23 protein-coding genes are annotated in these 25103 nt (G+C 49.7%); 13 read left to right on the forward strand and 10 right to left on the reverse strand.

The window, feature by feature from the left end:
• The first annotated feature begins 4 nt into the window (after positions 1-4).
• On the forward strand, positions 5-847 hold the full coding sequence (locus tag SD10_RS00655) for an N-acetylmuramoyl-L-alanine amidase family protein (RefSeq protein WP_046375221.1): 843 nt from the start codon (positions 5-7) through the stop codon (positions 845-847).
• A gap of 168 nt (positions 848-1015) precedes the next feature.
• Positions 1016-2020, forward strand: a complete 1005-nt coding sequence (locus SD10_RS00660; RefSeq protein WP_046578867.1) for an MlaD family protein — start codon at positions 1016-1018, stop codon at positions 2018-2020.
• A 225-nt stretch (positions 2021-2245) separates the two neighbouring features.
• On the opposite strand, the gene SD10_RS00665 is transcribed toward SD10_RS00660, so the two are convergent.
• Positions 2246-5353: a VPS10 domain-containing protein gene (locus SD10_RS00665; RefSeq protein WP_046375222.1), complete on the reverse strand. Its 3108-nt coding sequence runs from the start codon at positions 5351-5353 to the stop codon at positions 2246-2248.
• Positions 5354-5723: 370 nt separating this feature from the next.
• Here SD10_RS00665 and SD10_RS00670 point away from each other — a divergent pair, with 370 nt between their 5' ends.
• The gene (locus SD10_RS00670) at positions 5724-7334 is read left to right on the forward strand and encodes an acyl-CoA carboxylase subunit beta (protein WP_046375223.1); all 1611 of its coding nucleotides are present in this window, start codon (positions 5724-5726) and stop codon (positions 7332-7334) included.
• Between the two features lie 66 nt (positions 7335-7400).
• On the opposite strand, the gene SD10_RS00675 is transcribed toward SD10_RS00670, so the two are convergent.
• From SD10_RS00675 to SD10_RS00705, 7 genes are all read right to left on the reverse strand, one after another.
• On the reverse strand, positions 7401-7823 hold the full coding sequence (locus SD10_RS00675) for a c-type cytochrome (protein ID WP_046375224.1): 423 nt from the start codon (positions 7821-7823) through the stop codon (positions 7401-7403).
• 36 nt (positions 7824-7859) lie between these two features.
• On the reverse strand, positions 7860-8447 hold the full coding sequence (gene gldD, locus SD10_RS00680; RefSeq protein ID WP_046375225.1) for a gliding motility lipoprotein GldD: 588 nt from the start codon (positions 8445-8447) through the stop codon (positions 7860-7862).
• Positions 8448-8540: 93 nt separating this feature from the next.
• The gene (locus tag SD10_RS00685; protein ID WP_046375226.1) at positions 8541-8831 is read right to left on the reverse strand and encodes a hypothetical protein; all 291 of its coding nucleotides are present in this window, start codon (positions 8829-8831) and stop codon (positions 8541-8543) included.
• 192 nt (positions 8832-9023) lie between these two features.
• On the reverse strand, positions 9024-9803 hold the full coding sequence (locus tag SD10_RS00690) for a TIGR00266 family protein (RefSeq protein ID WP_046375227.1): 780 nt from the start codon (positions 9801-9803) through the stop codon (positions 9024-9026).
• Between the two features lie 128 nt (positions 9804-9931).
• Positions 9932-10222, reverse strand: a complete 291-nt coding sequence (locus SD10_RS00695) for a hypothetical protein (protein WP_046375228.1) — start codon at positions 10220-10222, stop codon at positions 9932-9934.
• A gap of 75 nt (positions 10223-10297) precedes the next feature.
• Positions 10298-11827 carry a glutamate--tRNA ligase gene (gene gltX / locus SD10_RS00700; RefSeq protein WP_046375229.1) on the reverse strand — a complete coding sequence of 510 codons (1530 nt, stop codon included), beginning with the start codon at positions 11825-11827 and terminating at the stop codon, positions 10298-10300.
• 108 nt (positions 11828-11935) lie between these two features.
• Complete coding sequence (locus SD10_RS00705) at positions 11936-12304, reverse strand: Rid family detoxifying hydrolase (protein WP_046375230.1); 369 nt, start codon at positions 12302-12304, stop codon at positions 11936-11938.
• A gap of 188 nt (positions 12305-12492) precedes the next feature.
• Here SD10_RS00705 and SD10_RS00710 point away from each other — a divergent pair, with 188 nt between their 5' ends.
• The 8 genes from SD10_RS00710 to SD10_RS00745 all read left to right on the forward strand — a co-directional run bounded on the left by SD10_RS00710 (position 12493) and on the right by SD10_RS00745 (position 20478).
• Positions 12493-13647, forward strand: a complete 1155-nt coding sequence (locus SD10_RS00710) for an App1 family protein (RefSeq protein WP_046375231.1) — start codon at positions 12493-12495, stop codon at positions 13645-13647.
• A 99-nt stretch (positions 13648-13746) separates the two neighbouring features.
• Positions 13747-14586 (forward strand): hypothetical protein, encoded by an 840-nt coding sequence (locus SD10_RS00715; protein ID WP_046375232.1) that lies wholly within the window; start codon positions 13747-13749, stop codon positions 14584-14586.
• Positions 14587-14704: 118 nt separating this feature from the next.
• The gene (locus SD10_RS00720; RefSeq protein WP_046375233.1) at positions 14705-15283 is read left to right on the forward strand and encodes an RNA polymerase sigma factor; all 579 of its coding nucleotides are present in this window, start codon (positions 14705-14707) and stop codon (positions 15281-15283) included.
• Entirely contained in the window at positions 15264-16916 is a 1653-nt protein-coding gene (locus SD10_RS00725; protein WP_046375234.1) for a porin family protein, read from the forward strand. The genes SD10_RS00720 and SD10_RS00725 overlap by 20 nt, the downstream gene beginning before the upstream one ends.
• A 78-nt stretch (positions 16917-16994) precedes the next feature.
• Positions 16995-17522 (forward strand): QcrA and Rieske domain-containing protein, encoded by a 528-nt coding sequence (locus SD10_RS00730; RefSeq protein ID WP_046375235.1) that lies wholly within the window; start codon positions 16995-16997, stop codon positions 17520-17522.
• Positions 17523-17539: 17 nt separating this feature from the next.
• Positions 17540-18220, forward strand: a complete 681-nt coding sequence (locus SD10_RS00735) for a hypothetical protein (RefSeq protein WP_046375236.1) — start codon at positions 17540-17542, stop codon at positions 18218-18220.
• Between the two features lie 4 nt (positions 18221-18224).
• The gene (locus tag SD10_RS00740) at positions 18225-18782 is read left to right on the forward strand and encodes a YceI family protein (RefSeq protein ID WP_046375237.1); all 558 of its coding nucleotides are present in this window, start codon (positions 18225-18227) and stop codon (positions 18780-18782) included.
• Positions 18783-18981: 199 nt separating this feature from the next.
• Positions 18982-20478 carry a serine hydrolase gene (locus tag SD10_RS00745; protein WP_046578868.1) on the forward strand — a complete coding sequence of 499 codons (1497 nt, stop codon included), beginning with the start codon at positions 18982-18984 and terminating at the stop codon, positions 20476-20478.
• Here SD10_RS00745 and SD10_RS00750 read toward each other — a convergent pair.
• Both SD10_RS00750 and dnaN read right to left on the reverse strand, forming a co-directional pair.
• The gene (locus SD10_RS00750) at positions 20471-21706 is read right to left on the reverse strand and encodes a TCR/Tet family MFS transporter (RefSeq protein WP_046578870.1); all 1236 of its coding nucleotides are present in this window, start codon (positions 21704-21706) and stop codon (positions 20471-20473) included. The genes SD10_RS00745 and SD10_RS00750 overlap by 8 nt on opposite strands.
• Positions 21707-21791: 85 nt before the next feature.
• On the reverse strand, positions 21792-22931 hold the full coding sequence (gene dnaN / locus SD10_RS00755) for a DNA polymerase III subunit beta (protein WP_046375238.1): 1140 nt from the start codon (positions 22929-22931) through the stop codon (positions 21792-21794).
• Between the two features lie 240 nt (positions 22932-23171).
• On the opposite strand from dnaN, the gene SD10_RS00760 reads away from it, so the two are divergent.
• Entirely contained in the window at positions 23172-23687 is a 516-nt protein-coding gene (locus SD10_RS00760; protein WP_046375239.1) for a DUF2480 family protein, read from the forward strand.
• A gap of 349 nt (positions 23688-24036) precedes the next feature.
• Positions 24037-24933: an ABC transporter ATP-binding protein gene (locus SD10_RS00765; RefSeq protein ID WP_046375240.1), complete on the forward strand. Its 897-nt coding sequence runs from the start codon at positions 24037-24039 to the stop codon at positions 24931-24933.
• Positions 24934-25103: the final 170 nt, after the last annotated feature.

Here is a 25103-nt window from a genome sequence, read left to right on the forward strand (position 1 = left end):
AATAATGACAACAGTAGCGCTGTTGATTTTTCCCTTGCTGGCACTGACCCGTCCAGATGCGCTAGTGCCTGAATTAACCCAGGATACCGTTCGCCGGGCTGGGTCGCAGGAGACAGAAACAAGGGCCAATGACGCGCCTAATCAGCTACGGACCGTTGTACTTGACGCCGGCCACGGAGGTAAAGATCCAGGTTGCCTGGGCCGAAAAACACGTGAATCGCGGATTGTGCTTAAACTTGTGTTACAACTGGGTCGTAAAATTAAGGAAGAGATGCCAAATGTGCGGGTTATTTATACCCGTTCATCCGATCATTTTGTCGAATTGGCTGAGCGTTCGGCTATCGCTAATCGGAATAAAGCCGATTTGTTTATCTCAATTCATTGCAACGCCAGTCCATCGTCCAGTCGGGTGTATGGCACCGAGACGTATACGATGGGGTTGCACAAAACCAACGGCAACCTGGACGTTGCCAAACGGGAAAACGCCGTTATCCTGAAAGAAGAAAATTACCAACAGACTTACAAAGGCTTTAACCCAAATTCGCCCCTGGCTCACATCATGCTGGCCAACTATCAACATGCGTTTATGGGAAGCAGCATCAATTTTGCCGAAAAAGTAGAACGGAGCTTTCGGCGGAATGCCGACCGCCGAAGCAACGGCGTAAAGCAGGCGGGTTTTCTGGTACTCTGGCGGACAACGATGCCCAGCGTTTTGATAGAAACGGGTTTTCTGACGAATCCAGAAGAAGAAGATTACCTGATCTCGTCTGAAGGGCAGGATGAAATCTCAGACGCCATCTATAAGGCGTTTGTGCTTTACAAACAGGAAATTGAAGCGGGCGGATAAGTAAATCGGGCGGATGTTGGTCGGGAAACTAGAGCAGAATAGACTGGACTGATTATTACCTTTCATCCATTTTCCCAACATTTGCGGGACAAACCAACCGTAAAGTTGGTTATAGGGTCAATCAACCGAATTGGTCTGTCCGCCCAGGTCATTCACCCTCACAAACGCATGAAAGTTTCTCAGGAAGTAAAAGTAGGGTTATTGGCTATCGTCTCGCTGATGATGCTCTATTTTGGATTTAGATTTTTGAAGGGTTCAGATTTCTTTTCCTCTACCAATAAATACAAAGTCATTTACGATAATATCGATGGATTAGTGGCTTCTAATCCGGTTAGAATCAACGGATTAACGGTAGGCCAGGTCAAAAGCGTTGAAATTTTGCAGAATCAACAGAACAAACTGCTGGTTACGGTAGAACTCAAGAAAGAAATTGTTGTCACCCAGGGGTCACGGGCGGTTTTGGCCGACGATGGTCTGCTGGGTGGCAAGCTCATTCGCCTGGGTATCAACTATGGCAAGCCGCAACTTGAAGATGGTGGCATGCTGGTCGCAGCGAAAGAATCTGGGTTATCGGCGTTAATTCGGGAGAAAACCTTGCCCGTACTCAATAATGTTGACTCGCTTACATACCAGCTTAACCGTGTGGTGGCGCAATTTGACCAAACTGGCGTTGTTCTGAATCAGACGCTGCGCAGTGCCAATGCTGCCGTTGGTACACTGGGATTAACCGTTGCCGAAAACCGGGCGGGCTTACAGGCAACCCTTGCCAACGTCAATAAGTTATCGGCGTCGCTCATCGAAACCGAAAAACAGCTGAAGCCTATTCTGGCTAAAGCCGATACATTTGCTGACTCGCTTCAGGGGCTTCAACTGAAGCAAACGCTGGCCAGTGTGAATAAAACGGTTGATAACTTACAGCATATTCTGGCTGACGTAAATAATGGACGCGGTTCGCTAGGCAAACTTACGTCTGACGAAGCGCTTTACACGAATGTCAACAAAACGACGGCCAGCCTTGAAAAACTTCTGACCGATTTACGCGAAAACCCCAAGCGGTATGTGCATTTCTCGCTCTTTGGTCGTAAAGAGAAGCCTGCCGTCACGCCTGAAGTTAGTACAACCAACACAACGTCTAGTGTTGTGCCTGCCCTGGTCGATTCGACAAGGAAATAAGTCTTTTGGTATATATATCCAATCCTGAGAACTCCAGAATGCTATTTCTGTAGAGGTTTTGAGGAGTGTATCAGACAGCATCTTGTTGTCTGGCCGCTAGGCAACGATGGACTACCTAGCTCGTGTCAATTTGGTCCGTTAAAGCTAGGTTTAGCCTAATGGCCAGACACTAAGATGCTGTCTGATACGACGGTCCAAAATAACCATGCTTCGCCAGTTGAGTTGTCAATTGACAAGCACGACTCCTTTATCTTTGGCCATTTGGTTGATACGAAGAAGATTGCTTTCGATACTTATTTTTAACTTTCCTAATTCTTCATCGATTGCTTGTGTCAGCTTGCTCCGCACTTCTTCACCTTGTTTGGTGGGGCGGTAATCACCCTGGGCTTGCTCGGTCATAAGGTGAGCAAGACGGTTGTTGAGTTTGATGCCGTAGTTGAGCGGGTCCTGAACGCTGCTGTTCTTAGTTTGGTGAATGTCGTTTTCTATCGTTTTGAGTTCATCCTCAAATTTTTTGATTGCCTCATTCAAGTCCTTATTTTTCTCGTCAGTACCCATTTTGTTCTTGAGATAGGTCAGGTCATCTCTAATTTTCCGGAGGTTAATAATACCTTCATTAGCCTCTGTCACCTTGTCGCGCACCTTCATCAGAAAGTCAAACTGAGCCTGGAAATCGTCTGGAGTCGTTTTCAGACGAGGGTCTTTAAGAATGTCGAAGGGTTGCGTTTGGGACTGGCCATTTACTGTCAGCCTGACCTGATATTTTCCGGGAACTGCTTTAGGACCGAGGTTGGGCGAACCGTAGAAAACCATGCCGGGGAAGGTCTTATAGCCTGGATAACGCATATCCCATACAAAACGTCCACCCCCAGATTTGACCATCAACTGATCAGCTTTTTCCTTTGCCTTATTGCTTAACGCACGGATAACGCGTCCATCACCCGTCAGAATGTCGAGTTTGACTTCTGTGGCAGGCTCTGCTTTTTTTATGAAGTAATGGATCAGTACGCCGTTGGGGTGGTTTTCACCTTCCAGTTGGGCATTTCGTTTGTTGCTGCCTGCCATTCGGTACGAAGGCATGGGTTGGTATAAAATGACCTCTTTCGATGCTATTTCTTTGTTGAGCTGGTGTAAGGGTGTGAGGTCGTCAATAAGCCAGAAGCTACGCCCGTGGGTAGCGGCAATGAGGTTGTCGTTTTTTATGGCTAAATCGTGAATAGGTACAGGAGGGAGGTTGAGTTGCAGTTTCGACCAGTTTTCGCCATCGTCAAAAGATACCCAAACACCTTTCTCTGTTCCTGCATAAAGCAACCCTTTCCGTTTAGGATCCGCCCGGACAACCCGCACGAACTCGTCTTTGGGAATGCCTTTTGTTGGTACAGTCCAGGTTTTTCCATAATCCAATGTTTTGTAGATATAGGGCGTATAATCGCCGAATTTGTAGGAAGTTGCCGAGATATAAGCGCCCCCCTTCACAAATGGATTTACGTCTATAGCGTTGATCATGTTGAACTTCGGCGACATAGGCGGGGTAATATTTTTCCAGTTTTTTCCTCCGTCCGTTGTAACATGAACCAAACCGTCATCTGAGCCAGTCCAAATTTCACCTTCGGTATAGGGCGATTCGGTTGCTGCAAAAACATTGGCGTAGTATTCGGCCCCTGTGTTGTCCTGCGTAATAGGCCCGCCCGATGATTTAATGGTTTCTGGCTCTCCTCTGGATAAATCAGGACTGATGACCTCCCAGCTCTCTCCACCCGTGTAGCTGACGTGCAAATGGTTTGAACCTGCATAGAGCTTTTTGGGATTATGCGGACTGAAAAAGACGGGATAATTCCAGTTGAATCGGTATTTCATCTGTTCAACACCCGAACCAGCCGGCAGGTCAGGATAAACGTTGGTAGAACGTTCCTGCCCAGTGCCAAGGTCCTGCATAGTCATGTAGCCTTTATAATCACCACCGAAGACCACTTCACTATTCAACGGATCGGGTGCTAAATGGGCACTTTCGCCAATGGCCAGAGCCACCCAATCTTTTTCAGTAACAGCAGCGCTACCCGTACGGTGCGAAATTCGGACACTCGTATTGTCCTGCTGTGCACCATAAATACGATACGGAAAATGATTATCGGTCGCAACACGATAGAACTGCGCTGTTGGCTGATTGTGGTAAGTTGTCCAGTTATTACCACCATCTGTCGATACCTGTGCGCCACCATCATCGGCAATAGCCATACGTCTGTTGTTAGCAGGATCGATCCAAAGATCATGGTGGTCGCCATGAGGGGCATCCTTTAACTCAAACGTTTTGCCACCGTCTTTTGAAATGCCATAGCTAACGTTCATTACATAGACCATGTCTTCGTTTTGCGGATCGGCATAAATGCGGCAGTAGTACCAGGCCCGTTGCAATAAAGCGCGGTCCTGATTGATTCTGGCCCAGGTTTTGCCTGCATCGTCGGACCGATAAATGCCACCTGATTCCTTGTTTTCGATGATTGCCCATACGCGATTAGAATTTTTGGGCGAAACGGTCACGCCGATGATGCCATTCGTACCGGCAGGCATCCCGGTTTTATCGGAAAGGTTTTCCCAGGTATCGCCACCATCCGTACTTTTCCACAACTTAGAGTCGGGTCCACCACTATCCATGCGGTATCCATTGCGCTTCATGTTCCAGGTGCTTGCATACATAATGCGCGGGTTGTTGGGGTCAAGTACCAAATCGGCGGCTCCTGCCTGGTCATTGATGTACAATACCTTTTTCCAGGTCTGCCCGCCGTCGGTACTGCGGAAAATACCCCGCATGTCATTGGGTTTCCACAAATTGCCCATGGCTGCCACATAGACCACATCGGGGTTTTTAGGGTGAATGCGAATTCTGGCAATATGCCTGGAATCGGCTAATCCTATGCGTTTCCAGCTTGCTCCGGCATCGGTAGATCGCCACATGCCCGTGCCCGACGCGACATTGTTACGTAATGTTTGCTCACCTTCACCCACATAAATGACGTTAGGGTCGCTTTCGGCAACGGCAACCGCGCCGATCGTTCCGCCGAAATAAGTATCTGTGATATTTCCCCACGTTTGACCGCCATCTACTGTCCGCCAGACGCCACCGCCAACGGTGCCCATATAATACAGATTAGGGTTGTCTTTTACACCCGTAACCGTACAGGAGCGACCGCCCCGGAAAGGGCCCAGTTCCCGCCAACGCAAACCCTCATACGTTGATGGCTCAAAGGTCAACCCTGTTGCCGCTTTTGGCGATTGACTCATCGATAGATGAGTAATTAAAAGGCCGGAAAAGAGGTGAAGAATAAATTTTTTCATACAGGGATGAGATTTAGTTTGACAAGCCACAGGTAGCTCATAGATAGCGGCTTTTACAATTCCATCAAACTTAGCAAATGGATACTGTTTAATTTATAATTAGCTCATATTTCGTTATTTTATATTGTAATATATGGATAAGTCAGAAGATAAATGGCTGTTCACCGTCAGCGGGTAATAAGCTTGGTTATGTCTTTTTCGAAGATACGTTTTGTTAGGGCTGTAGAAATGCTATCTTCTCGCTGCGGTTGGTAGCTAGGAACGCTGGTAAATACGTTATTAGCGGCAGAATCCTACTTTCGTTTCGGCAACAACTCGCTTACCATAGTGGTTTTTTACTTACCGCTACTGGTACACTTCGCACTCATTTATGCAAACCCTCCTTGATGAACTCGCACAACGCACTACTCAGACTCAACTCGGTGGTGGACAGAAAAAGATTGATGACCAGCACCAGAAAGGCAAACTAACGGCTCGTGAGCGCATCGACTATCTGACGGATGCCGAAAAACCATTCATTGAAATCGGTTTATTCACGGGCGAGGGTATGTATGCCGAACACGGTGGGTGCCCATCGGGGGGCGTCGTTGTCGGGATTGGGTATGTGTCGGGGCGGCAGTGTGTTCTTGTGGCCAATGATGCCACGGTGAAAGCCGGAGCCTGGTTTCCGATTACCGCCAAAAAGAACCTCCGGGCGCAGGAAATTGCGATGGAAAATCGCTTGCCCATTATTTACCTGGTCGATAGTGCGGGGGTTTATCTGCCCTTGCAGGATGAGGTTTTTGCCGATAAAGACCACTTCGGCCGTACGTTCCGGAATAACGCGCAACTGTCGGCAATGGGTATTTTACAGGTGGCGGCCATTATGGGGAGCTGCGTGGCGGGGGGAGCCTATTTGCCCATTATGTCCGACGAAGCCCTGATTGTAGAGGGCACTGGTTCCATATTTCTGGCTGGTCCTTATCTGGTTAAAGCGTCCATCGGCGAAGAGGTTGATGCGGAGACGCTCGGGGGCGCAACCACCCATACCGACATCTCGGGTGTGGTCGATAATAAGTATCCTGACGATAAGAGTTGCCTGGATGCCATCAAGCGAATCTTCGACAAAGTCGGCCATCCCGAAACGGCTGGCTTCGACCGTGTTGAACCGGCTTTGCCAATCAAACAACCCAGCGACATCTACGAAATCCTTCCTGCCGACCGAGTAAAACCGTACGACATGCAGGAAATTGTAGATAGACTTGTGGATAACTCTGAATTTGATGCGTATAAACCCGGCTATGGACAGTCGCTGCTGTGTGGTTACGCGCGCATTGACGGTTGGGCCGTCGGTATTGTCGCCAATCAGCGGAAGGTGGTCAAGGCGAAAGGACGAACCGGTCAACCCACGGAAATGCAGATGGGTGGGGTCATTTATGGCGATGCCGCCGACAAAGCGGCTCGGTTTATTATGAATTGCAATCAGAAACGGATTCCCCTGGTCTTTTTGCAGGATGTATCCGGGTTTATGGTTGGGAGCCGGGCTGAGCAGGGTGGCATTATTAAAGACGGTGCCAAGATGGTCAGTGCGATGGCAAACTCAGTTGTGCCGAAGTTCACGGTCGTTATTGGCAATAGCTACGGAGCGGGCAATTATGCCATGTGCGGCAAAGCCTATGATCCGCGCTTAATGCTCTCGTGGCCAACAGCACAGATGGCGGTGATGAGCGGGGCGTCGGCCGCTAAAACACTACTACAAATCCAGGTAGCGGCTCAAAAAGCGAAGGGTAGCCCAATGACGCCCGAAGAAGAACAGGCTCAATTGAAGAAAATTACGGATCAATACAACGACCAGCTCTCACCTTATTACGCAGCCGCCCGGCTTTGGATTGATGCCGTTATTGATCCGCTCGACACCCGAAAAATTCTATCCGAAGGCATTGCGGCTGCTAACCACGCACCTATTACGAAGCCGTTTTCGGTAGGCGTGATTCAAACGTAATAGTTAAAAATAAAGCCAGAGAGAACAGCCGCTTCGTTAATACGCTCTGGCTATCTGCTCAATAGCTTACTTTCCCCGCGCAGTTTTCACTTCGTCGGCTGTGATTGCTTCGGCTTTGTTGCCAAAGTTACTGCGGATGTACGTGAGTACGTCCGCAATTTGGGTGTCGTTCAGGAAGTCGTGGGCAGGCATGGCGTTGTCGTACATATCGCCTTCTATTTCCTGGCCCTGCAGGCCTTTTAGCAATACGTTAATGAGCCGGGTTTTGTCACCCAGGACCCAGTCTGTTCCACGTAAAGGCGGGTTCAGGTTAGGAACCCCAGAGCCATTAGCCTGGTGGCAGGTCAGACAGTTTTGTTCATAAATGAGCTGACCCGGCGATTTGGTTGCTGCTGCTGGCTTAGCGGCCGATTTTGCTGCAGGCTTTCTGGTTTGGGCAATGGTAGCCGAAAAAGACAGACAGAGCAGGATGGCAACAATTAATTTCATAAGCTTGAGTGTATCGTTTTAATGAAAAGTTTGTGTCTATTTGCGCCACTTTAAGGTGTTCAGCATGTGCATAATATCGTTGCGAATATACTGAATGGCGGGTTGCAGCGAATCGTTTTCGGTAGCGGTGTTAAAATACAGCGCTCCCCGCAGGAAATGGGTGGTTGAATCGGTCGTGATAAACTGCACCTGGCTGGGCACTTCACCACCTAAATCAATTACGCTGGCTTCCAGCCCTGACTTCAACTGAACCCGTCGTTCCTCGAAAACCGCAGCCTTGATTTTGTGCCGGGCGGCTAGTTTATAGGAATCGTCGAGCATGGCCCGTAGCCGGTTTACGTCGTTTAAAACAGGCTTATACGTCAGCTGAACACTTGCCTTGAAGAGTGGGTAATTGATGAAAATCCAGTCCGGCTCCGAGCGGGCGAAAGTATCCGGCAGAATACGGGCAATGGAGTTGTATTCAAATTGATAGGGGTGCGTTGGTTCGAGTAGTTTATACCGGGGCGTGGGCAAGTCGAAACGAGGATACCCTTTTGGTTTCGGGATGTAATTATCAGACGAGTCGCTGCCACAGGCGGCTAATAGCAGTCCTGTCAGAAGAAATACGGAATACTTTATCACAGTTGATCAGGTAATGAGCGGATTGACAACTAAAACAACGCAAAAGCCCGGCGGTTTCGTGCCGGGCTTCGGGTAAAGTCAACAAGTATGCCATTAAGCATTCACATCTTCCAGTTCTTCCTGCCGGACAGGTTGACCCATTAGGGTTGCAAACCGGTTAATATTGAAGGTCGGTTCAAACCAGACTTCGCCCATTACCGGGTGTTTCACCGGTACATCAGGATTTTTGATTTCGTTCAGTAAAACACCCGTATCACCGGTTGTGTGGCGTTTCACTTGCCGGATCGTATACATTTGGTCTCGTTTGGGCGTTTGTATGCCAAATTCAGCATAAAAGGCCAATACGGGCGCCGGAAAATTGTCGTTTGTGCAAATAACTTCCATCGTAAATCGGGATTTTTAGGATTTAAAGGATTTTCCTGATTCCAGCAAAAACGCCATCAAAATCCACTCTGATTTTGGTGGTTAACACCATTTTTTACAAAAATGTCTTAGGCAAATGGCTATTTTTTTTGGATGATAAGCCTATCAATCAGACGAATCGATAAAATCCAACTGGCTGTTGTGCGGTTCCGATTACCCTTCGAACAAGTTGCCCAACTGGCCAAGTACCGAGCCACCTTCTTTGGTGGCTTGTCCACCGCCCGGCGATAGGCGTTGCACTAATTTAGAGATTGGCATCGACTGAATCCAGACTTTACCTGTGCCCCGCAATGTGGCCAGAAACAGTCCTTCACCACCGAACACCATACTCCGCAGGCCACCGGCTCGCTGAATGTCGAAGCTGATACTCGGCTCGAAACCAACGACGCAACCGGTATCGACACGCAGCGTTTCGTTATTGAGCGTACGCTCGACAACGACGCCACCGGCATGAATAAACACCATTCCGTCGCCCTGCACTTTTTCAAGAATAAAGCCTTCACCACCGAAGAAACCGGCGCCTAATTTTTGGTTGAACTGAATGCTTAGCTTTGTGCCCAGGGCTGCGCACAAAAAAGCGTCTTTCTGAACGATGAGTGTGTTTCCATACACATTAGCCATATTGACCGGCATGATTGTACCCGGATAGGGAGCCGAAAACGCCACCTTTTTTTTGCCCACGCCCCGGTTTGTAAAATGCGTCATGAACAGCGACTCACCCATCACCATCCGCGAACCTGCCTGCAACAGCTTACCCAAAAACCCCTGATCGGGTTGGGAGCCATCGCCCATTTTTGTTTCAAACGAGATGCCATCTTCCATAAACAGCATCGAGCCCGCTTCGGCAATAACGGTTTCGTTTGGGTCCAGTTCTATTTCAACAATCTGAATGTCTTCACCAATAATCTTGTAGTCGATTTCGTGAGCGTACATAGTCGAGTTTGGTTAGTCTACCTAGTTAATTGTGGACGAAAACTAGTAAATGAAGCGCAGTTTATTCGTACGTTATCTGACAAACGGCACAAAAAAAGCCCGACCGGGCGTTTTGGCAGGTCGGGCTTTTACCGTTGATTTATGTCATCGGGCAAATCGTTGTCCGTCTCGTCGAACAAGTGATCGTCGTCAGATTTCTCGTCGTTATCGTCTGATTCGGGTTCACCTTTCAAATTCAGATCCGTACGATGACGAAGCTTTTTGTCATCGACCGTTTTATTCAGAAACTGATTGATCTTATCAATATCGAAACTCGTCGTTATTTCACCGAACGAGTTTATCTGAATATCAAAGCCTTCGAGTTCTTTATGAACGCGAGGCTTGTCATTCTCATCGGGGTTTGTTTTTTTCTTTGCCATGATATTGCTGTTTACTGTAAACCTATAAGACCGAAACGTTGTCCCGGCTTATAGGTTTAAAAAATTAGCTGACATCTATTTCAACGTATTCAACGCCTTTTCCAAACGGTCAATTGTTTCTGCCTTGCCAATGATTTCCATGGTCAGCATGAGGTCAGGGCCGGCACCCGAACCCGTCAAGGCTACCCGCATGGCTTGCATGATTTTGCCCTGTTTGATACCTGCCTGCTGCATGGCATCACCGAGCGCGTGTTTAATCTCTTCGGCCACAAATGCGCCGTCGAAGGCTTGTAAGGCATCGCGAAAAACAGCGACGGCTCGCTTCGCATCCTCATTCCACTTGGCGGCTACAATGGTTTCGTCATAGCTCGTTGGGGCGTTGAAAATAGTACCCGCTTCGGTAAATAGTTCGTGGGCGAAATTGACACGCCCTTTGAGCAAGGCCGCAATTTTCTCCGCTTTCTCCAGCGAGCAGGGCAGCCCCGCGGCTTCTGCCTGTTGCTGAACCGCAGGAGCGAGGGCTGCATCGGGTTGCAGGCGAATGTACTGATGGTTGAACCACTGCGCCTTCTGAATATCGAAACGCGCGCCCGCTTTATGCACCTGCGTGAGGTCGAAGCTGGCAATCAGTTCATCCATCGTGAAGAGTTCCTGTTCGGTGCCGGGATTCCAGCCCAGCAATGCCAGAAAGTTGATGGTGGCTTCGGGCAGGTAGCCATCCTCGCGGAAGCCACGTGCTGTAACTCCCGAAACGGGATCAGTCCATTGGAGGGGGAAAATTGGGAAACCACCCAGATCCGCATCGCGTTTGCTGAGTTTGCCATTGCCTTCGGGTTTGAGCAGCAGCGGCAGGTGAGCAAATTGCGGCATGGTGTCTTCCCAACCCAGATACCGATACAGTAGTACGTGCAACGGCGCAGACGGAAGCCACTCTTCGCCCCGAATGACGTGTGTGATTTCCATCAAATGGTCATCCACAATGTTGGCCAGGTGATAGGTCGGCAAACCGTCTGACTTCAACAACACTTTGTCGTCAATAGCTGACGAATGTACGTTCACCCACCCCCGGATCAGGTCGTTTAGCCGTACCTCCTCTTTGCGGGGCGTTTTTAGCCGGATCACAAACGGGTCGCCTGCCTCCATGTGCGCTTTGACTTCCTCAGGCTTCATGGTCAGGGAATTGCGCATTTGCATCCGTGTGATGGCGTTGTATTGAGCCGCCGGTGCGTTGGCTTCTTCGAGCCGTTTCCGCATAGCGTCCAGCTCTTCGGCCGTATCGAAGGCATAATAGGCTTTGCCCTCATCCACTAAACGCTGGGCTTCTTTCTGGTATATTTCCCGGCGTTCCGATTGGCGGTAGGGAGCATGTGGCCCCCCCGTTCCTTGGCCTTCGTCGATCTCGATGCCGACCCAGCGCAGGGCTTCCAGAATATACTCTTCGGCACCCGGTACGAAGCGGTTTTGATCCGTATCTTCAATACGCAGGAGCATTTTTCCACCCATTTTACGGGCAAACAGGTAATTATAAAGCGCAGTACGCACTCCGCCAATGTGCAGCGGGCCGGTTGGGCTGGGCGCGAAACGAACGCGAACGGGTCTTGACATGGGAATATAAATGAGTGAATGAGCGAAAGAAAGAGTGAAAGAGTGAAAGAGCGAAAGAGCGAAAATCATACGTCGCTAAATCGCTCATTCATTCTTTCGCTCTTTCACTCATTGAATGGCTATTACTGAAATTTCAACATTAACATCTTTCGGCAGACGGGCTACCTCGACGGTTTCACGAGCGGGTGGGTCGACGGTGAAGAACCGGCCGTAGACTTCGTTGATGGCGGCAAAGTTGTTCATGTCTTTGACGAAAATACTGCTCTTCACCACGTTGGTGTAATCCATACCGGCTGCTTTCAGAATGGCACCAATGTTTTCCATTACCTTTTGCGTCTCGGCCTGAATATCGCCGTTGGGCGCTAACTCGATGGCTACCTGACCTGAAACGAAGAGGGTTCCGTTCATTTTAACTGCCTGGCTATAAGGTCCAATCGGAGCCGGCGCCTGGTCGGTATAAACAATTTGTTTGCTCATGGTTTTTAATGGTAATCGTCGGTAGCGGTGAAAGGTAGCTGTCAACAACTGACAATCCCCCATTAACTGTCGGCCGACAAGTAAATTGCCTGCAAGTTATCACTAAACCCCCGGATGGCCGAAAATCAGTTAAGCATCTTCACGAAAAACGATTTTCAGTTCTACAAAGCCAACTGTTTATTTTACCTATGTCTTCCCTGAATGAGTTTTTGACGAACGCATCAGCTGATGCTGAAACCCAGTTTGACCGGCTCAAAAGTCACCTTTTTGGCCGGCTAGATGCCAGCAAGCCCTATCGAATTATTTATTACCGGGGCTTTGGCAGCCCAACGGCGGTTTGGCTATCGGGCCGTGTATTGCGTCAAAGAGATTTAAGTACGCCTAGTGACCGGGACACTTTTTGGCAAAATCTGCTGGCGACGTATCAGCGGTTTGGTAGTCGCGAAGTGCCCGGCGTAACCGTGCGTATTGAGGCTTTTGGCCAAACGCACACCGCTGTAACGGATAAGGATGGCTTTTTCGAGGCAACGATCAATCCGCCCAACGATTTGCCGCCGGGGCGGGCGTGGTTTCCGGTGCGTTATTCGCTGGATAGCGTTGAACAACCCGCCACGGAACTGAATGAAGGAAAGGGCAACCAGTCTGTTGAGAAGGTGGGTTATGTGATGATTTCGCCCCCTTACAGCCAGTTTGGGGTTATCTCGGATATTGATGATACGGTCCTGGTGACGGATGCCACGAATCTGCTCCAGACGGCCAAACTCACATTTCTGGGGAATGCTTACACCCGGCTGCCGTTTGCGGGAATAGCCGCTTTTTATCGGGCGTTGCAGAGCGGGCCACTCACGACGCTTTTCAATCCCATTTATTTTGTGTCGAGCAGCCCCTGGAATCTGTATGATTTACTGGTCGATTTCTTCCGAATACAGGGCATTCCGAAAGGGCCCATTTTGCTCCGTGATCTTGATTTGAGTGCGAAATTGTTCTCGTCGGGTGGGCATCATACCCATAAGCTGGCCATGATTCGTAAAGTGCTGGATGTGAATCCCAAACTGCCGTTTGTGTTGATCGGCGACAGTGGGCAGCAGGACCCCGAAATATACGCGCAGGTGGTTCGCGAAAATCCGGACCGAATTCTGGCCGTGTATATTCGCGATGTATCGACGGAGCAGCGCGACGAAGCGGTTCGTGAACTTATCCAGACGACGGAAGCACATAACGTACCGATGCTGCTCGTGCCCGACACCGTGGCAGCGGCCGAACATGCGGCCTCGCTTGGCCTAATTGACCCCGACACGATTCCCGAAATTCGCGCAGATCGGCGTGCCGACGAAGAAAGCTGACTTTTTTTTGTGGCTCACGCAACCTGTTTCAAAAACCTCCCGTATTGACGAACGAACCGGTTCAACTGTTCTTGTTTAATTCTTAATACAGTTGATAAAATGAAACAAGTCGTTTACGTCAATCGCTCCCTAATGGCAACGGTCATGCTGGTCATGGCCCTGTTTGGTTGTAAGGAAGAAAACCCAACCATCGTCTCCCCAGACGTTGCCATCAAAACCTCGTCGCTCGGCAACATAATGACTGGCGAAGGAGGAAAAACGCTTTATTTCTTTGCCGGTGATGTGGCCGGAGACGCTACCTGCTCGGGCGCCTGCAAAGACAATTGGCCGGTTTTTTACAAAGAAACGCCAACCCTTAGTGCTGGTTTGAAGGCCAGTGATTTTGGAACTATAACCCGGGCCGACGGTGGCAAACAGACCACCTTCCGGGGCTGGCCCATGTATTACTTCAAAAATGACGCCAAAGCCGGGGATGTTCTTGGTGATAAAGTTGGAAACGTCTGGATGGCTGCCAAAACGAATTATACAGTTATGCTGGCTTCTCGTCAACTTGTTGGTAATGATGGAAAAAGTTATACATTCGATACCAAAGAAGGAACGGGTAATTCAGTGTTTTTAGTCGATAGTGTAGGCCGCACGTTGTATGCATATGCCTTCGACAAAAATAGCGTGAACAAATACACAAAAGCTGACCTGAGCAACGATGCTACCTGGCCAATATTTGTGGCGTCGACGGTCGGGGAAGTGCCGTCTGTGTTGGACAAAAACGATTTCAAAACGATTACAGCCGTAGGGAAAACTCAACTGACGTATAAAGGCTGGCCTCTTTATTATTTCGGTCCTGATCAGGCTACTCGTGGAAACACAAAAGGAGTGAGTGTTCCCAGACCGGGTGTTTGGCCGGTGGTGAATACGACTTCGCCTGTTGCCCCAAATTGAGTTGAATGACTATCGGTTTATAGAGTCGATCACTCATTTAAAAACATATTTCGTAAGCAAGTGATCAAACGACCAACGTGCAGTAAACCGGAAGTAGTACTTTATAAAATAGGTCACTTTGTCCAACACGCCTAACATACCCGCTTTAACCGACCTACTGGCTGGCTGTCTGCGCAACCAGCGGAAAAGTCAGGAGTTGCTTTACCGGCAGTTCTACGGGTACGCCATGAGCATTTGTTTGCGGTATGCTCCCACTCGTGAGGGAGCACTTGAAGTACTGAATGATGGTTTTCTGAAGGTATTTACGCGGTTGGACCAGTACGATTCTGCACAGCCATTTAAGGGCTGGCTACGGCGCATTTTAATCAATGCGGCCATCGATCACTACCGACAGGAGGTGCGTCATCATCATCATGAGGATGTTGAGCAGCTTGAACAGACCGTTGCTTCAGAGTCGGCCGATGCCTTTAGTCAATTGGCACACGAAGATTTGATGGGTCTGATTCAGCGGCTGTCGCCCGCTTATCGACTAGTATTTAATTTGTATGTTATGGATGGATTCACGCACGAGGAAATTGCCGGTCAACTCGGCATTTCAGTTGGCGCGTCGAAGTCGAACCTGGCCCGGGCACGGGAGAATCTACGCTTGTTAGTAAAGCGCTTAAACAACGATGAGTATGTCAGAGCTAACCGATGACCAATTGGACGGGCTCTTCAGAAAGTCGGCTGAAGAGTTTGATCCTCCTTTCGATCCGGCGGCCTGGCAGGACATGAAAACCCGGCTGGACACGCATGATCGGCCAACACCCGGTGGCGGTACACCGCTTTGGAAAACTTTGCTTCGCTGGGGATTGCCCATTTGTTTGCTTTTGCTGACAGTGGGTGGCTTGTACCTGTATCGTCGTAACGCGGGCAACCGTGATAATTTACCCGGTAAAGTCAGTACGGCATCGCCAACTCATACCAGCGCTCAGCCTGGAGTAGCTGGAACCGCTACGCTACGGCCGCGTGCTGCCAAGCCTCAGCTAAATAATGCCGGCTCCGCACCAACTACAAGTACTGAATCGTCAGCCCAGTCGGTTGACCTGACTAAGCAATCGACTGAGCTGACGGAATCAGTAGGCGAACAGCCCGCTATAGCATCTACCCCGACCAAATCTGCCAACCGACCTGATGAATTGGTAACCCAGGCTGATGAAACGCACAGGCCAACAGCCATCGATGAAACGAAGGAGAATGCAGGTGCGTACAGGGGAAAAACAAGCCCGTCGAAAACGAAGCCTGTGCCAGCTGACCTTGCGCCAACCGTTCTGACAAAACGAGCCGCGACGAGGACAAATGACACAAAGGGCGTTAGACAACGAACGGACAAGACAGTAGCAGAGCGAACACCGGCCCGTAAGCAAGCGCGAGCAAAGTGGCTGCCAAACAGACCGTCTTTTCTGGCTGCGAACGATGCAGCGGCCTCTTTGCCAACGTTCACCAAACGGTTGCGTAAACAGACCGCTGGCAAAGCTCAATTGACCGCGACCAATACTTCTGAGACCTTTATCCAACCTATAATTAGCCAGGCGGAACCAGCCGGATTGCCAGACGTTCGCGAAATGACAATCCGGCCCGCCAATTGGCCAAAGCCGTTGGTATTTACGAAGCGCCCTGTTGACCTACCACCGACGATAGAAGCGCCCGATGAGCCTGCAATGGTTGTACCGAAACTGCCCGTAGAGCGTGGGTTAAGTGTTCGGCTGGCCGTTGCCCCCGATTTAAGTTCGATAGGATTGAAGAACTTTGCCCGACCAGGTACTAATGTGGGCGTACTGCTGGAATACCGACTGGCTCGGCACTGGAGTGTACAGACTGGCATTATCCAGAGCACGAAGATTTATAAGGCATCCGGATCGGAATACGAGCTGAATGATTATTACAAGAAAGGGATGTATACTGTTCCGCAGAGCGTGGATGGTCAGTGTAAGATGCTGGATATTCCAATCAATGTACGATATGACTTTTTGTTGAAGCCCCGGTCTGATGGGCGGTCACCTAGTCGTTGGTTCATCAGTGGCGGAGTAACGAGTTATGTTATCGAGCAGGAGGATTACGTCTATAATTACACTGGATACGCACACAAGCCTATTCCAGATTGGAATGGTAAAAGTGGCAACTACGGATTCAGTCAATTAAATCTGTCCGTTGGGTATGAGCGGGCTATTACCAAACGGTTGTCCTGGCAAATAGAGCCTTTTATGAAAATGCCACTTAAGAAAGTGGGTTATCTGAACATCAATCTCATCAGCAGCGGCACTTTTTTCTCAATCCGATATAAGTTGTAAGAACCACGCCTTTTTCTGCACACCCAAAATCACCGGCTAATTATTGTAACTACACGAAATAAACTAATCAAACAACCGATGAAAAGCAATCCAACGACCGACCAAATGAAGCGTGGCGAATTTCTGCGTAGCCTGGGTATGAGCAGTGCCGCCCTGATGGCCTTTTACTGCATGGGAACCACACTTACGTCCTGCTCGAAAAGCAACGATGACCCAGCACCTGCTACGCCCGGTACGGGAACTGGAACAACAACAGGAACAGGCTTAACAGGGAATGCTGATTCGGCTAAGGGAGCGATCAACTATACCCTCGACCTGACCGATACGAACTATAGCAAACTGAAAACGGCGGGGCAATATGCCATTGTCGGCAGTACGCTGGTGGCTAAAGTAAAAGGAGGAAACTTCATTGCACTCTCGAAAGTCTGCACCCACGAGGGCACAACTGTACAGTATCGGTCTGACTCCGACGACATTTACTGTAGCAATCATGGCTCCGAATTTACAACAACCGGGGCCGTAAAAGTAGGTCCGGCTGCCAAAGCCCTGACGCAGTACAAAACTGCCTTGAGCACAGACGGGAATAGTTTGACGGTAACTGCCTAACTGCTAAATTCCAGCCGATGAAATACCTTTGTTTTGCCTTTTTCATGTACCTGAGCGCGGGTGCGCTCCAGGCTCAGGATTCGACCGCCGTCCGCCGGGATACTACCATTTCGCCATCGACAACAGATGCCACCGACTTGCTGGCTGGGCTGGGCGACTCAACCGAAGCGAAGCCGGACTTACTGCCGCATAAAATGATCTTTACGCAACGGGCATTCTGGGGCCCAAAAGGATTGCTTCGGTCAATGAACATTGCTCCCCTAACGCCCGAAGGACGCGCTCACGAATTGAAAGTTCGGCGAACGATGCTCATTGCGCACCAGATTGGCGGTTTTGTCACGCTGGCCGGGTTTATAGCGCAGGGAATTATCGGAGCAAAGTTGTATAACGCCAAGGGTCAGGATTACGTCGATACCAAAAAGTGGCATGAACGGTCGGCTGCGTTTATCAACGTTACGTATGGAACGACGTTACTGCTTTCGCTCACTGCGCCACCGCCGGTGGTGGGTGCGCGAAAAGGGTTCACAACCATCAAGCTCCATAAATACCTGGCCATTGTTCACCTGACGGGCATGGTTGCCACCAACGTGCTGGCTCACATGATTGATGAGAACCCATCGCTCAAACCCTATCACCGGGCGGCTGCTTACACAACCTTTGGTGCTTATGCGGCTTCGATTCTCGCCATAACTTTCTAAAAACATGAACACGTTACTGAAGTATAGCTGCTGGGCAGCTATCGGGATCCTGTGCGCTTTTGTCAGCCCAATGGGCAAGCGAAAACTAATGGCCGATAAAGCGCTGTCGACCGTCACGTACTCCGCCAAACACCCGCTCCATAAGTGGGATGGGGTGAGTCATGATGTTAATTGTGCCCTAATTTACAACGACGAAACAAAGCTACCCGAAACGATAGCTGTATCCATCAAAGTAGCCTCGTTCGACAGTGACAATAACAACCGTGATTCGCACGCGATCGAGGTGCTCGAAGGGTTGAAATACCCCAATGTAACCTTCGTGAGTTCAGATATAAAAGCGGGTGATAACGGTACGATAATGGCCAAAGGGACGCTCACTTTTCATGGTATTGCCAAGCCTGCTACCTTGCAGGCGACACGCAAAGATGTGGGTGGAAAAATGACGCTGACCGGCGAATTTCCGGTAAACATGAGTGATCATAACGTTGAGCGCCCATCGCTTATGGGCCTGAAAACGGAGGATGCAATGCAACTTCGGTTCAACGTGGTCTTTGCTTTATGAATATATTGAGTAAATAACGATTGAGCTTATTATTTCTCGTTATTGAGCCAAAAAGAGCGCATTTTTGTCATTCCGACGCAAAAGGAATCTTGAGGGTTGTCCTACTTTAAGATTCCTCCTGCGTCGGAATGACAAAAATGCGCTCTTTTTGATGAACCTATAGGAGGACGCATTGAAATTGATCATCATGCTGACTTCCATGCGAAATTTATTTCTACTGTTCTTTGTGAGTACGGCGTTTACTGCTTTGGCGCAAAAGCAGATCTCTCCCAAACAGATTCAGGAATTCGATGCCTATGTGGAAGCCGCCCGCAAACAATGGGACGTGCCGGGCCTCTCGATCGCTGTTGTTAAGGATAATCAGGTTATTTTTAAAAAAGGGTACGGCGTACGCGAATTTGGTAAACCCGAACGCGTTGATACACAGACTCTGTTTGCCTGTGCATCGACCACAAAAGCGATGACTGTGGCGCTGATGGGCATGCTCGTCGATGAAGGAAAACTTGCCTGGAACGATCCGGTTTCCAAGTACCTGCCCGAACTTCAGTTATATGATCCGTACGTAACCCGTGCGCTGACGATTCGTGATCTACTCATTCATGATACGGGTGTGGGTAGTACAGATTTTATGACCGGTGCCATGTCCATTCCCGTCAATGAAATGTTCCGGCGCATGGTCATGGTGAAGCCCAGTTACCCTTTCAGGGCCGGGTTCGTCTATCAGAATACGTTCTATTCAGCCGCGGGTCGGATTATTGAACGCATTGTGGGCAAAACATGGGCAGAAACGATAAAAGAGCGGATTTTTACCCCTTTAGGTATGACCCGGACTGCACCCAAACGGGGTTATATCACCGACGCCAATCTGACAAAGCCGCATTACAACATCAACGATACCATCAAGGTAATTGAGTACGGTGCCGACAGTGAGGTTGGTTCGGCGGGGGCGGTCTGGTCATCAGCCGACGACATCAGCAAATGGATTATTTGTATGCTCGATAGTAGTAAATACAACGGCGGTCGCTTGCTGAAACCCGAAACCTGGACTGAAATCTTTACTCCACAAACGTTTTTCCCGGAAGACGAATACCCAACCATGCACCTGCTGAAACCCAACTGGCGCACCTATGGTTTAGGCTGGTATCAGCATGACTACAGAGGGAAGAAAGTGAATTTCCATACGGGTAGTCTGGCGGGTTTGACGGCCATAACCGGGCAGTTACCCGAAGCGAAATTGGGCGTTTACATATTTGGCAATTACGACCATGCCGAAGTCCGTCATGCCTTGATGTACAAAGCTTTCGACTGGTTTGCGCTGGGCGGTAACCGCGACTGGAGTGTCGAGTTCAAAACGCTCTATTCCAAACTTCGGGAAGATGGGAAGAAAGCTCAGAGAAGTTTCGATAGTAAACGGGTCCTTAATACCTCGCCGTCAGTGCCTCTTGTCCAATATGCCGGAACCTACACCAGCCCGCTTTATGGTAAAGCGGAAGTTAGTGTTGCTGGCAATCAGTTGTCAATCAACGTGAACGACAATTCGCTGAATGCAGTCCTGCCGCACTGGCATTACGATACCTTTTATGGGCCTTATCAAAAAGCCTGGTACGGTAAGGCCATGGCCCGGTTTAACTTGAACACGCTGGGCAAAGTCGATAACCTGGTTTTTGATGGTATGGACTTCAGAAAAATCAACTAGCGGCCAAACTACGGTTCAGGCCGCGCCGGGACAAAATAGCACTGACTATCACCAGCACGGAAGCCAGGTAAAAGGGAGCACCGGGTAAGTAGACTGGGGCCGCTGGCGACGTGAAAAACGAGAACAGGTTTGTCATGATGAGCGGCCCAAAAATGGAGGTTGTGCTGGTCAGGCTGGTTAAAGCGCCTTGTAGTTCGCCCTGTTCGTTGGCCGGTACCTGATTGGAAATAATTCCCTGGATAGAGGGGCCAGCAATACCGCCCATGGCATACACCATCATAAACGCAAACATCATCCAGCTTTGTGTGGCGATGGCAAACAGCAGAAAGCCAACCGCACTGAACATCAACCCGACATAAACCGACCGTTGCTGCCCCAGTTTAGGAATGATGATCCGGCTCAAGCCACCCTGTACAATGGCAAAAGAAAGCCCAATGGCTGCCAGCGACAGCCCAACGGTTTTCTCGTCCCACTTGAATTTCTCCATGGAGTAGAACGTCCAGGTGCCCTGCACCGCAAATCCCGCAATGTAAACTAGCACCAACGACGCCACCAAACCCAGAATAACGGGATATTTACCCAGTCGCATCAGGGAACCAATCGGATTCGCCCGTCGCCAGTCGAAAGGGCGTCTGTTTTCGGGCGCCAGTGATTCGGGTAGAATGAAAAGGCCGTATAAGAAATTGACCATTGTTAGCCCTGCTGCAACAAAAAACGGTACGCGTGGGCCATATTGCCCTAAGAAACCACCGGCAGCCGGACCAAGAATAAAGCCCACGCCAAAAGCTGCCCCAATTAAGCCGAAATTCTGTGCCCGCTTTTCGGGGGTACTGATGTCGGCAATATAGGCTGTAGCAGTGGTGAAACTGGCCCCGGTTATCCCCGCCAGCAAACGACCCACAAAGAGCCACTCAATGGTGGAAGCAAAGCCCTGAAGGATGTAGTCGAGACCAAATCCGAACAGAGAAAACAGTAAGACAGGCCGACGCCCGAAACGGTCGCTCAACCCACCCAGAATTGGGGAGAAAAGGAACTGCATGGCAGCGTACGAAAACGACAGCCAGCCACCCCAGCTTGCCGCCTGGCTAATGTTGCCATGGATGAGCTGTTCAATTAGCTTCGGAAAAACCGGGATGATAATTCCGAGCCCCGTTACGTCAATGAGGAGGGTAATGAAAATGAAAACGAGGGCTGGGCCGCGTCTGGTGGAAACGGGAGGAGTGGACATAAAGGATGAATGATGAAGGATGAAGGATGAGTGATCTGCAATCAGCCGGAAAATCATTCATCACTCATCCTTCATCATTCTTTTTTTAAGCGTACGTATTCAACATCACGGGCATCACCAGCATCAGGATGTCTTCGTTTTCTTCTTTATCCGCTGGAATGAGCAGACCGGCACGGTTTGGGGCCGACATTTCGAGCGTGATCATTTTGGCGCTCAGGTTGCTCAATACTTCAGCCATCAGTTTGGCATTGAAACCAATCTCCATCGGGTCACCATCGTAGTCGCAGAGGAGCTTCTCGTTGGCTTCGTTGGAATAATCGAGATCCTCAGCCGAGATTGTTAATGAATTCGTTTTGAGCGACAACCGAATCTGGTGCGTTGTCCGGTTGGCATAAATCATGATCCGCTTCAGCGAATTCAGCAGATCCGTCCGGCCAATGGTCATTACATTCGGATTGTTGGTCGGGATTGCGTTTTCGTAATCCGGGAAACGCTCATCAATCAGGCGGCAGATCAACTGCGTTGGTCCGAAGCTAAAGGAGGCATTGGCCTGGCTGAACTCCGCCGTAACGGGTACGTTTTCGGGCAGCGATGCCTTCAATAATTGCAGGGCTTTCCGTGGAATGATGATCGACGTGCTGGCCGATGCGTTCAGGTCGGTCCGGCGATACCGAATGAGCCGGTGTCCATCCGTAGCGACAAACGTGGCGTTGTCTTCATTCAGTTGCAGCAGCACTCCGGTCATGGCGGGGCGCAGGTCGTCGGTGCTGGTTGCGAAAACGGTGTTGTTGATTGCACCGAGTAAGACGTCGGACGTCATATCAACCGACATATTTTTGTTGACGGTCGGTAGTTTCGGAAAATCGATTGGGTTTTCGCCGGAGAGTTTGTACCGACCGTTATCCGTCAGGATTTCGGTGCCAAACGTATCCGTGTCGATGTTCACCGTCACGGGTTGCTCGGGCAGGCTACGAAGCGTATCCAGCAGTAATTTTGCCGGAATGGCAATGGCACCGCCTTCGCTGGCTTCTACCGGAATCTGCGTTGTCATGGTCGTTTGCAGGTCCGACGCCGTGACCGTCAGTGTCCCTCCCCCTGCGTCGGCTCCTACATCAATACGAAACAGAAAATTTTCGAGGATAGGGACAATCGGGTTCGTTGCCACGACGCCATTAATATGCTGTAAGTTTTTCAGCAGTACAGACGAGGAAACTATAAATTTCATGTGAGAAATGTCTAAGGCGTTTTTGATGATACCAAGTCTTTTGCCGAGAGCTGTGCCGATGCTGTTTCTTATCTGGAAGAACTGCGGTACGGCTCTCAGCGAAAGACTTGGCCATATAAGAACAAAAGTAGCAAAAAATACGGACTGTTAAGTGGGTTATTTCGCAATGGGCAATAGTATTGCAATGGTAGTGAACGGGCGGCCATCAACTGCTGTTTAGAGGGTATTATCCTGAGAATTATGGAAGCCGAAATCGTTAACCGTGTGGCCAATAGTGGTCTTGTTACACTGGATCTGGAAGAATATTATCACCCTGGCGAGCGTGTCGTTTATGACCTGAAAGACAACCTGTACATGGGGTTGATTCTGAAAGAGAAAGACTTTCGTGCTTTTCTGAAAGAGCATGACTGGAGCCAGTATGCGGGTAAAAACGTGGCGATCACCTGTACGGAAGACGCCATTGTACCAACCTGGGCGTATATGCTGCTGACGTTGCAGTTGCAACCGGTGGCCCATACCATCGTGTTCGGTACGCTGGCTGATCTGGAAGAAAAACTTTACTACGAAGCCATTGTCAGGATTCAGCCTGAAGACTACCGGGATGCCCGCGTCGTTGTGAAGGGTTGCTCCAAAGTACCTGTGCCAACGGCTGCTTATGTAGAAATCAGCCGGGTGTTGCGGCCCGTGGTGCAAAGCCTGCTGTTTGGGGAACCCTGCAGCACGGTGCCACTCTACAAACGGCCGAAGACTACATGAGTGAGTAGCCTGAATAGGGGCTTACGGAGGTGGCCTATAGTAACCACGAAGTGATAGTGCCGGTGGGATATACAGCCAATGTGAAGGGGGGACGCGAACACTGGAAAGTTGACTTTTAGCGGAAATGCCCAATTGACGTTCAAGTCATCATCGTAATAATCTGCCTTATCCGACTTGCTCAATTAAGGGCTGATTTTTGGCATAAAAAAAGCTCCGCCGTAAGGCGAAGCTTTTTTTATGCCTTTTAGCGTCAATTATGACCGTCCGCGAAAGTTTGGTTTTATATTCAGTAGCATTTAACATATTTGCTTATTATTCCTACAAACCAAATACCCGCCTGTTTTTCTGTATGCAACTCGAAATCAAAGACCTTACAAAAACGTATTCCAACGGCGTCCGGGCACTAAAAGGGGTTACGCTGACCATTTCCCAGGGAATGTTCGGCCTGCTCGGTCCCAATGGCGCAGGCAAATCAAGCCTGATGCGGACAATTGCCACCCTGCAGGAAGCCGATAGCGGCAGCGTTCGCCTGTCCATGCCGGAAACGGACCTGAATGTGCTGACACAAAAAGATGCCGTGCGCCGGGTGCTGGGTTATTTGCCGCAGGAGTTTGGCGTTTATCCACGCGTGACGGCCGAGACAATGCTCGATCATATTGCGACGCTCAAGGGCATTGCCAACAGTCGGGAACGGAAAGACATTGTGGAAGGACTGTTGCAGAAGGTCAATTTGTATCAGGTCCGGAAGAAAAATCTGGGTACCTATTCGGGCGGTATGAAGCAGCGATTCGGAATTGCTCAGGCGCTCATTGGTAACCCGCGACTGATTATCGTTGACGAGCCAACGGCCGGCCTGGACCCCGCCGAACGCAACCGGTTTCATAACCTGCTCTCCGAAATCGGGGAAAACACCATTGTTATTCTGTCGACGCACATTGTGGAAGATGTAACGAACCTGTGTTCCGATATGGCTATCATTTGCCTTGGCGAAGTAGTGGCTGCGGGCAATCCGAACGATTTAGTGACCGATCTGAAAGGAAAAATCTGGCAGACGTTCGTCGAGAAATCCGAGATCGAGACGTACCGAAAAACCCACCGCGTCATCTCAACCCAGCTTAAAGGCGGCAAAACCCGTCTTCATGCGTATAGTGACTTGCCATTGGCTGATTTCGAGCCCGTTTCCCCCGATCTGGAGGATGTGTATTTTGCCAAAATTACGGAGAAAATGGATGTCGTTACGGTATAAGGAGGTAGTCTCCTGTCGGAACCATCCCATGACCTGTGTCCTCACAGGCCAACCGACCGGCTGGTTTGCCTGACCTTCTCCTCGATTTGTGTCTTCATAAACCGTTCTCACCAAGGCCTCCGGATAAGCGGTCTGTAAGGACACAGACCGAGGAGAAATGGTAAAACCTA

The sequence above is a fragment of the Spirosoma radiotolerans genome (genome assembly GCF_000974425.1).
GTDB classification, from domain to species: domain Bacteria; phylum Bacteroidota; class Bacteroidia; order Cytophagales; family Spirosomataceae; genus Spirosoma; species Spirosoma radiotolerans.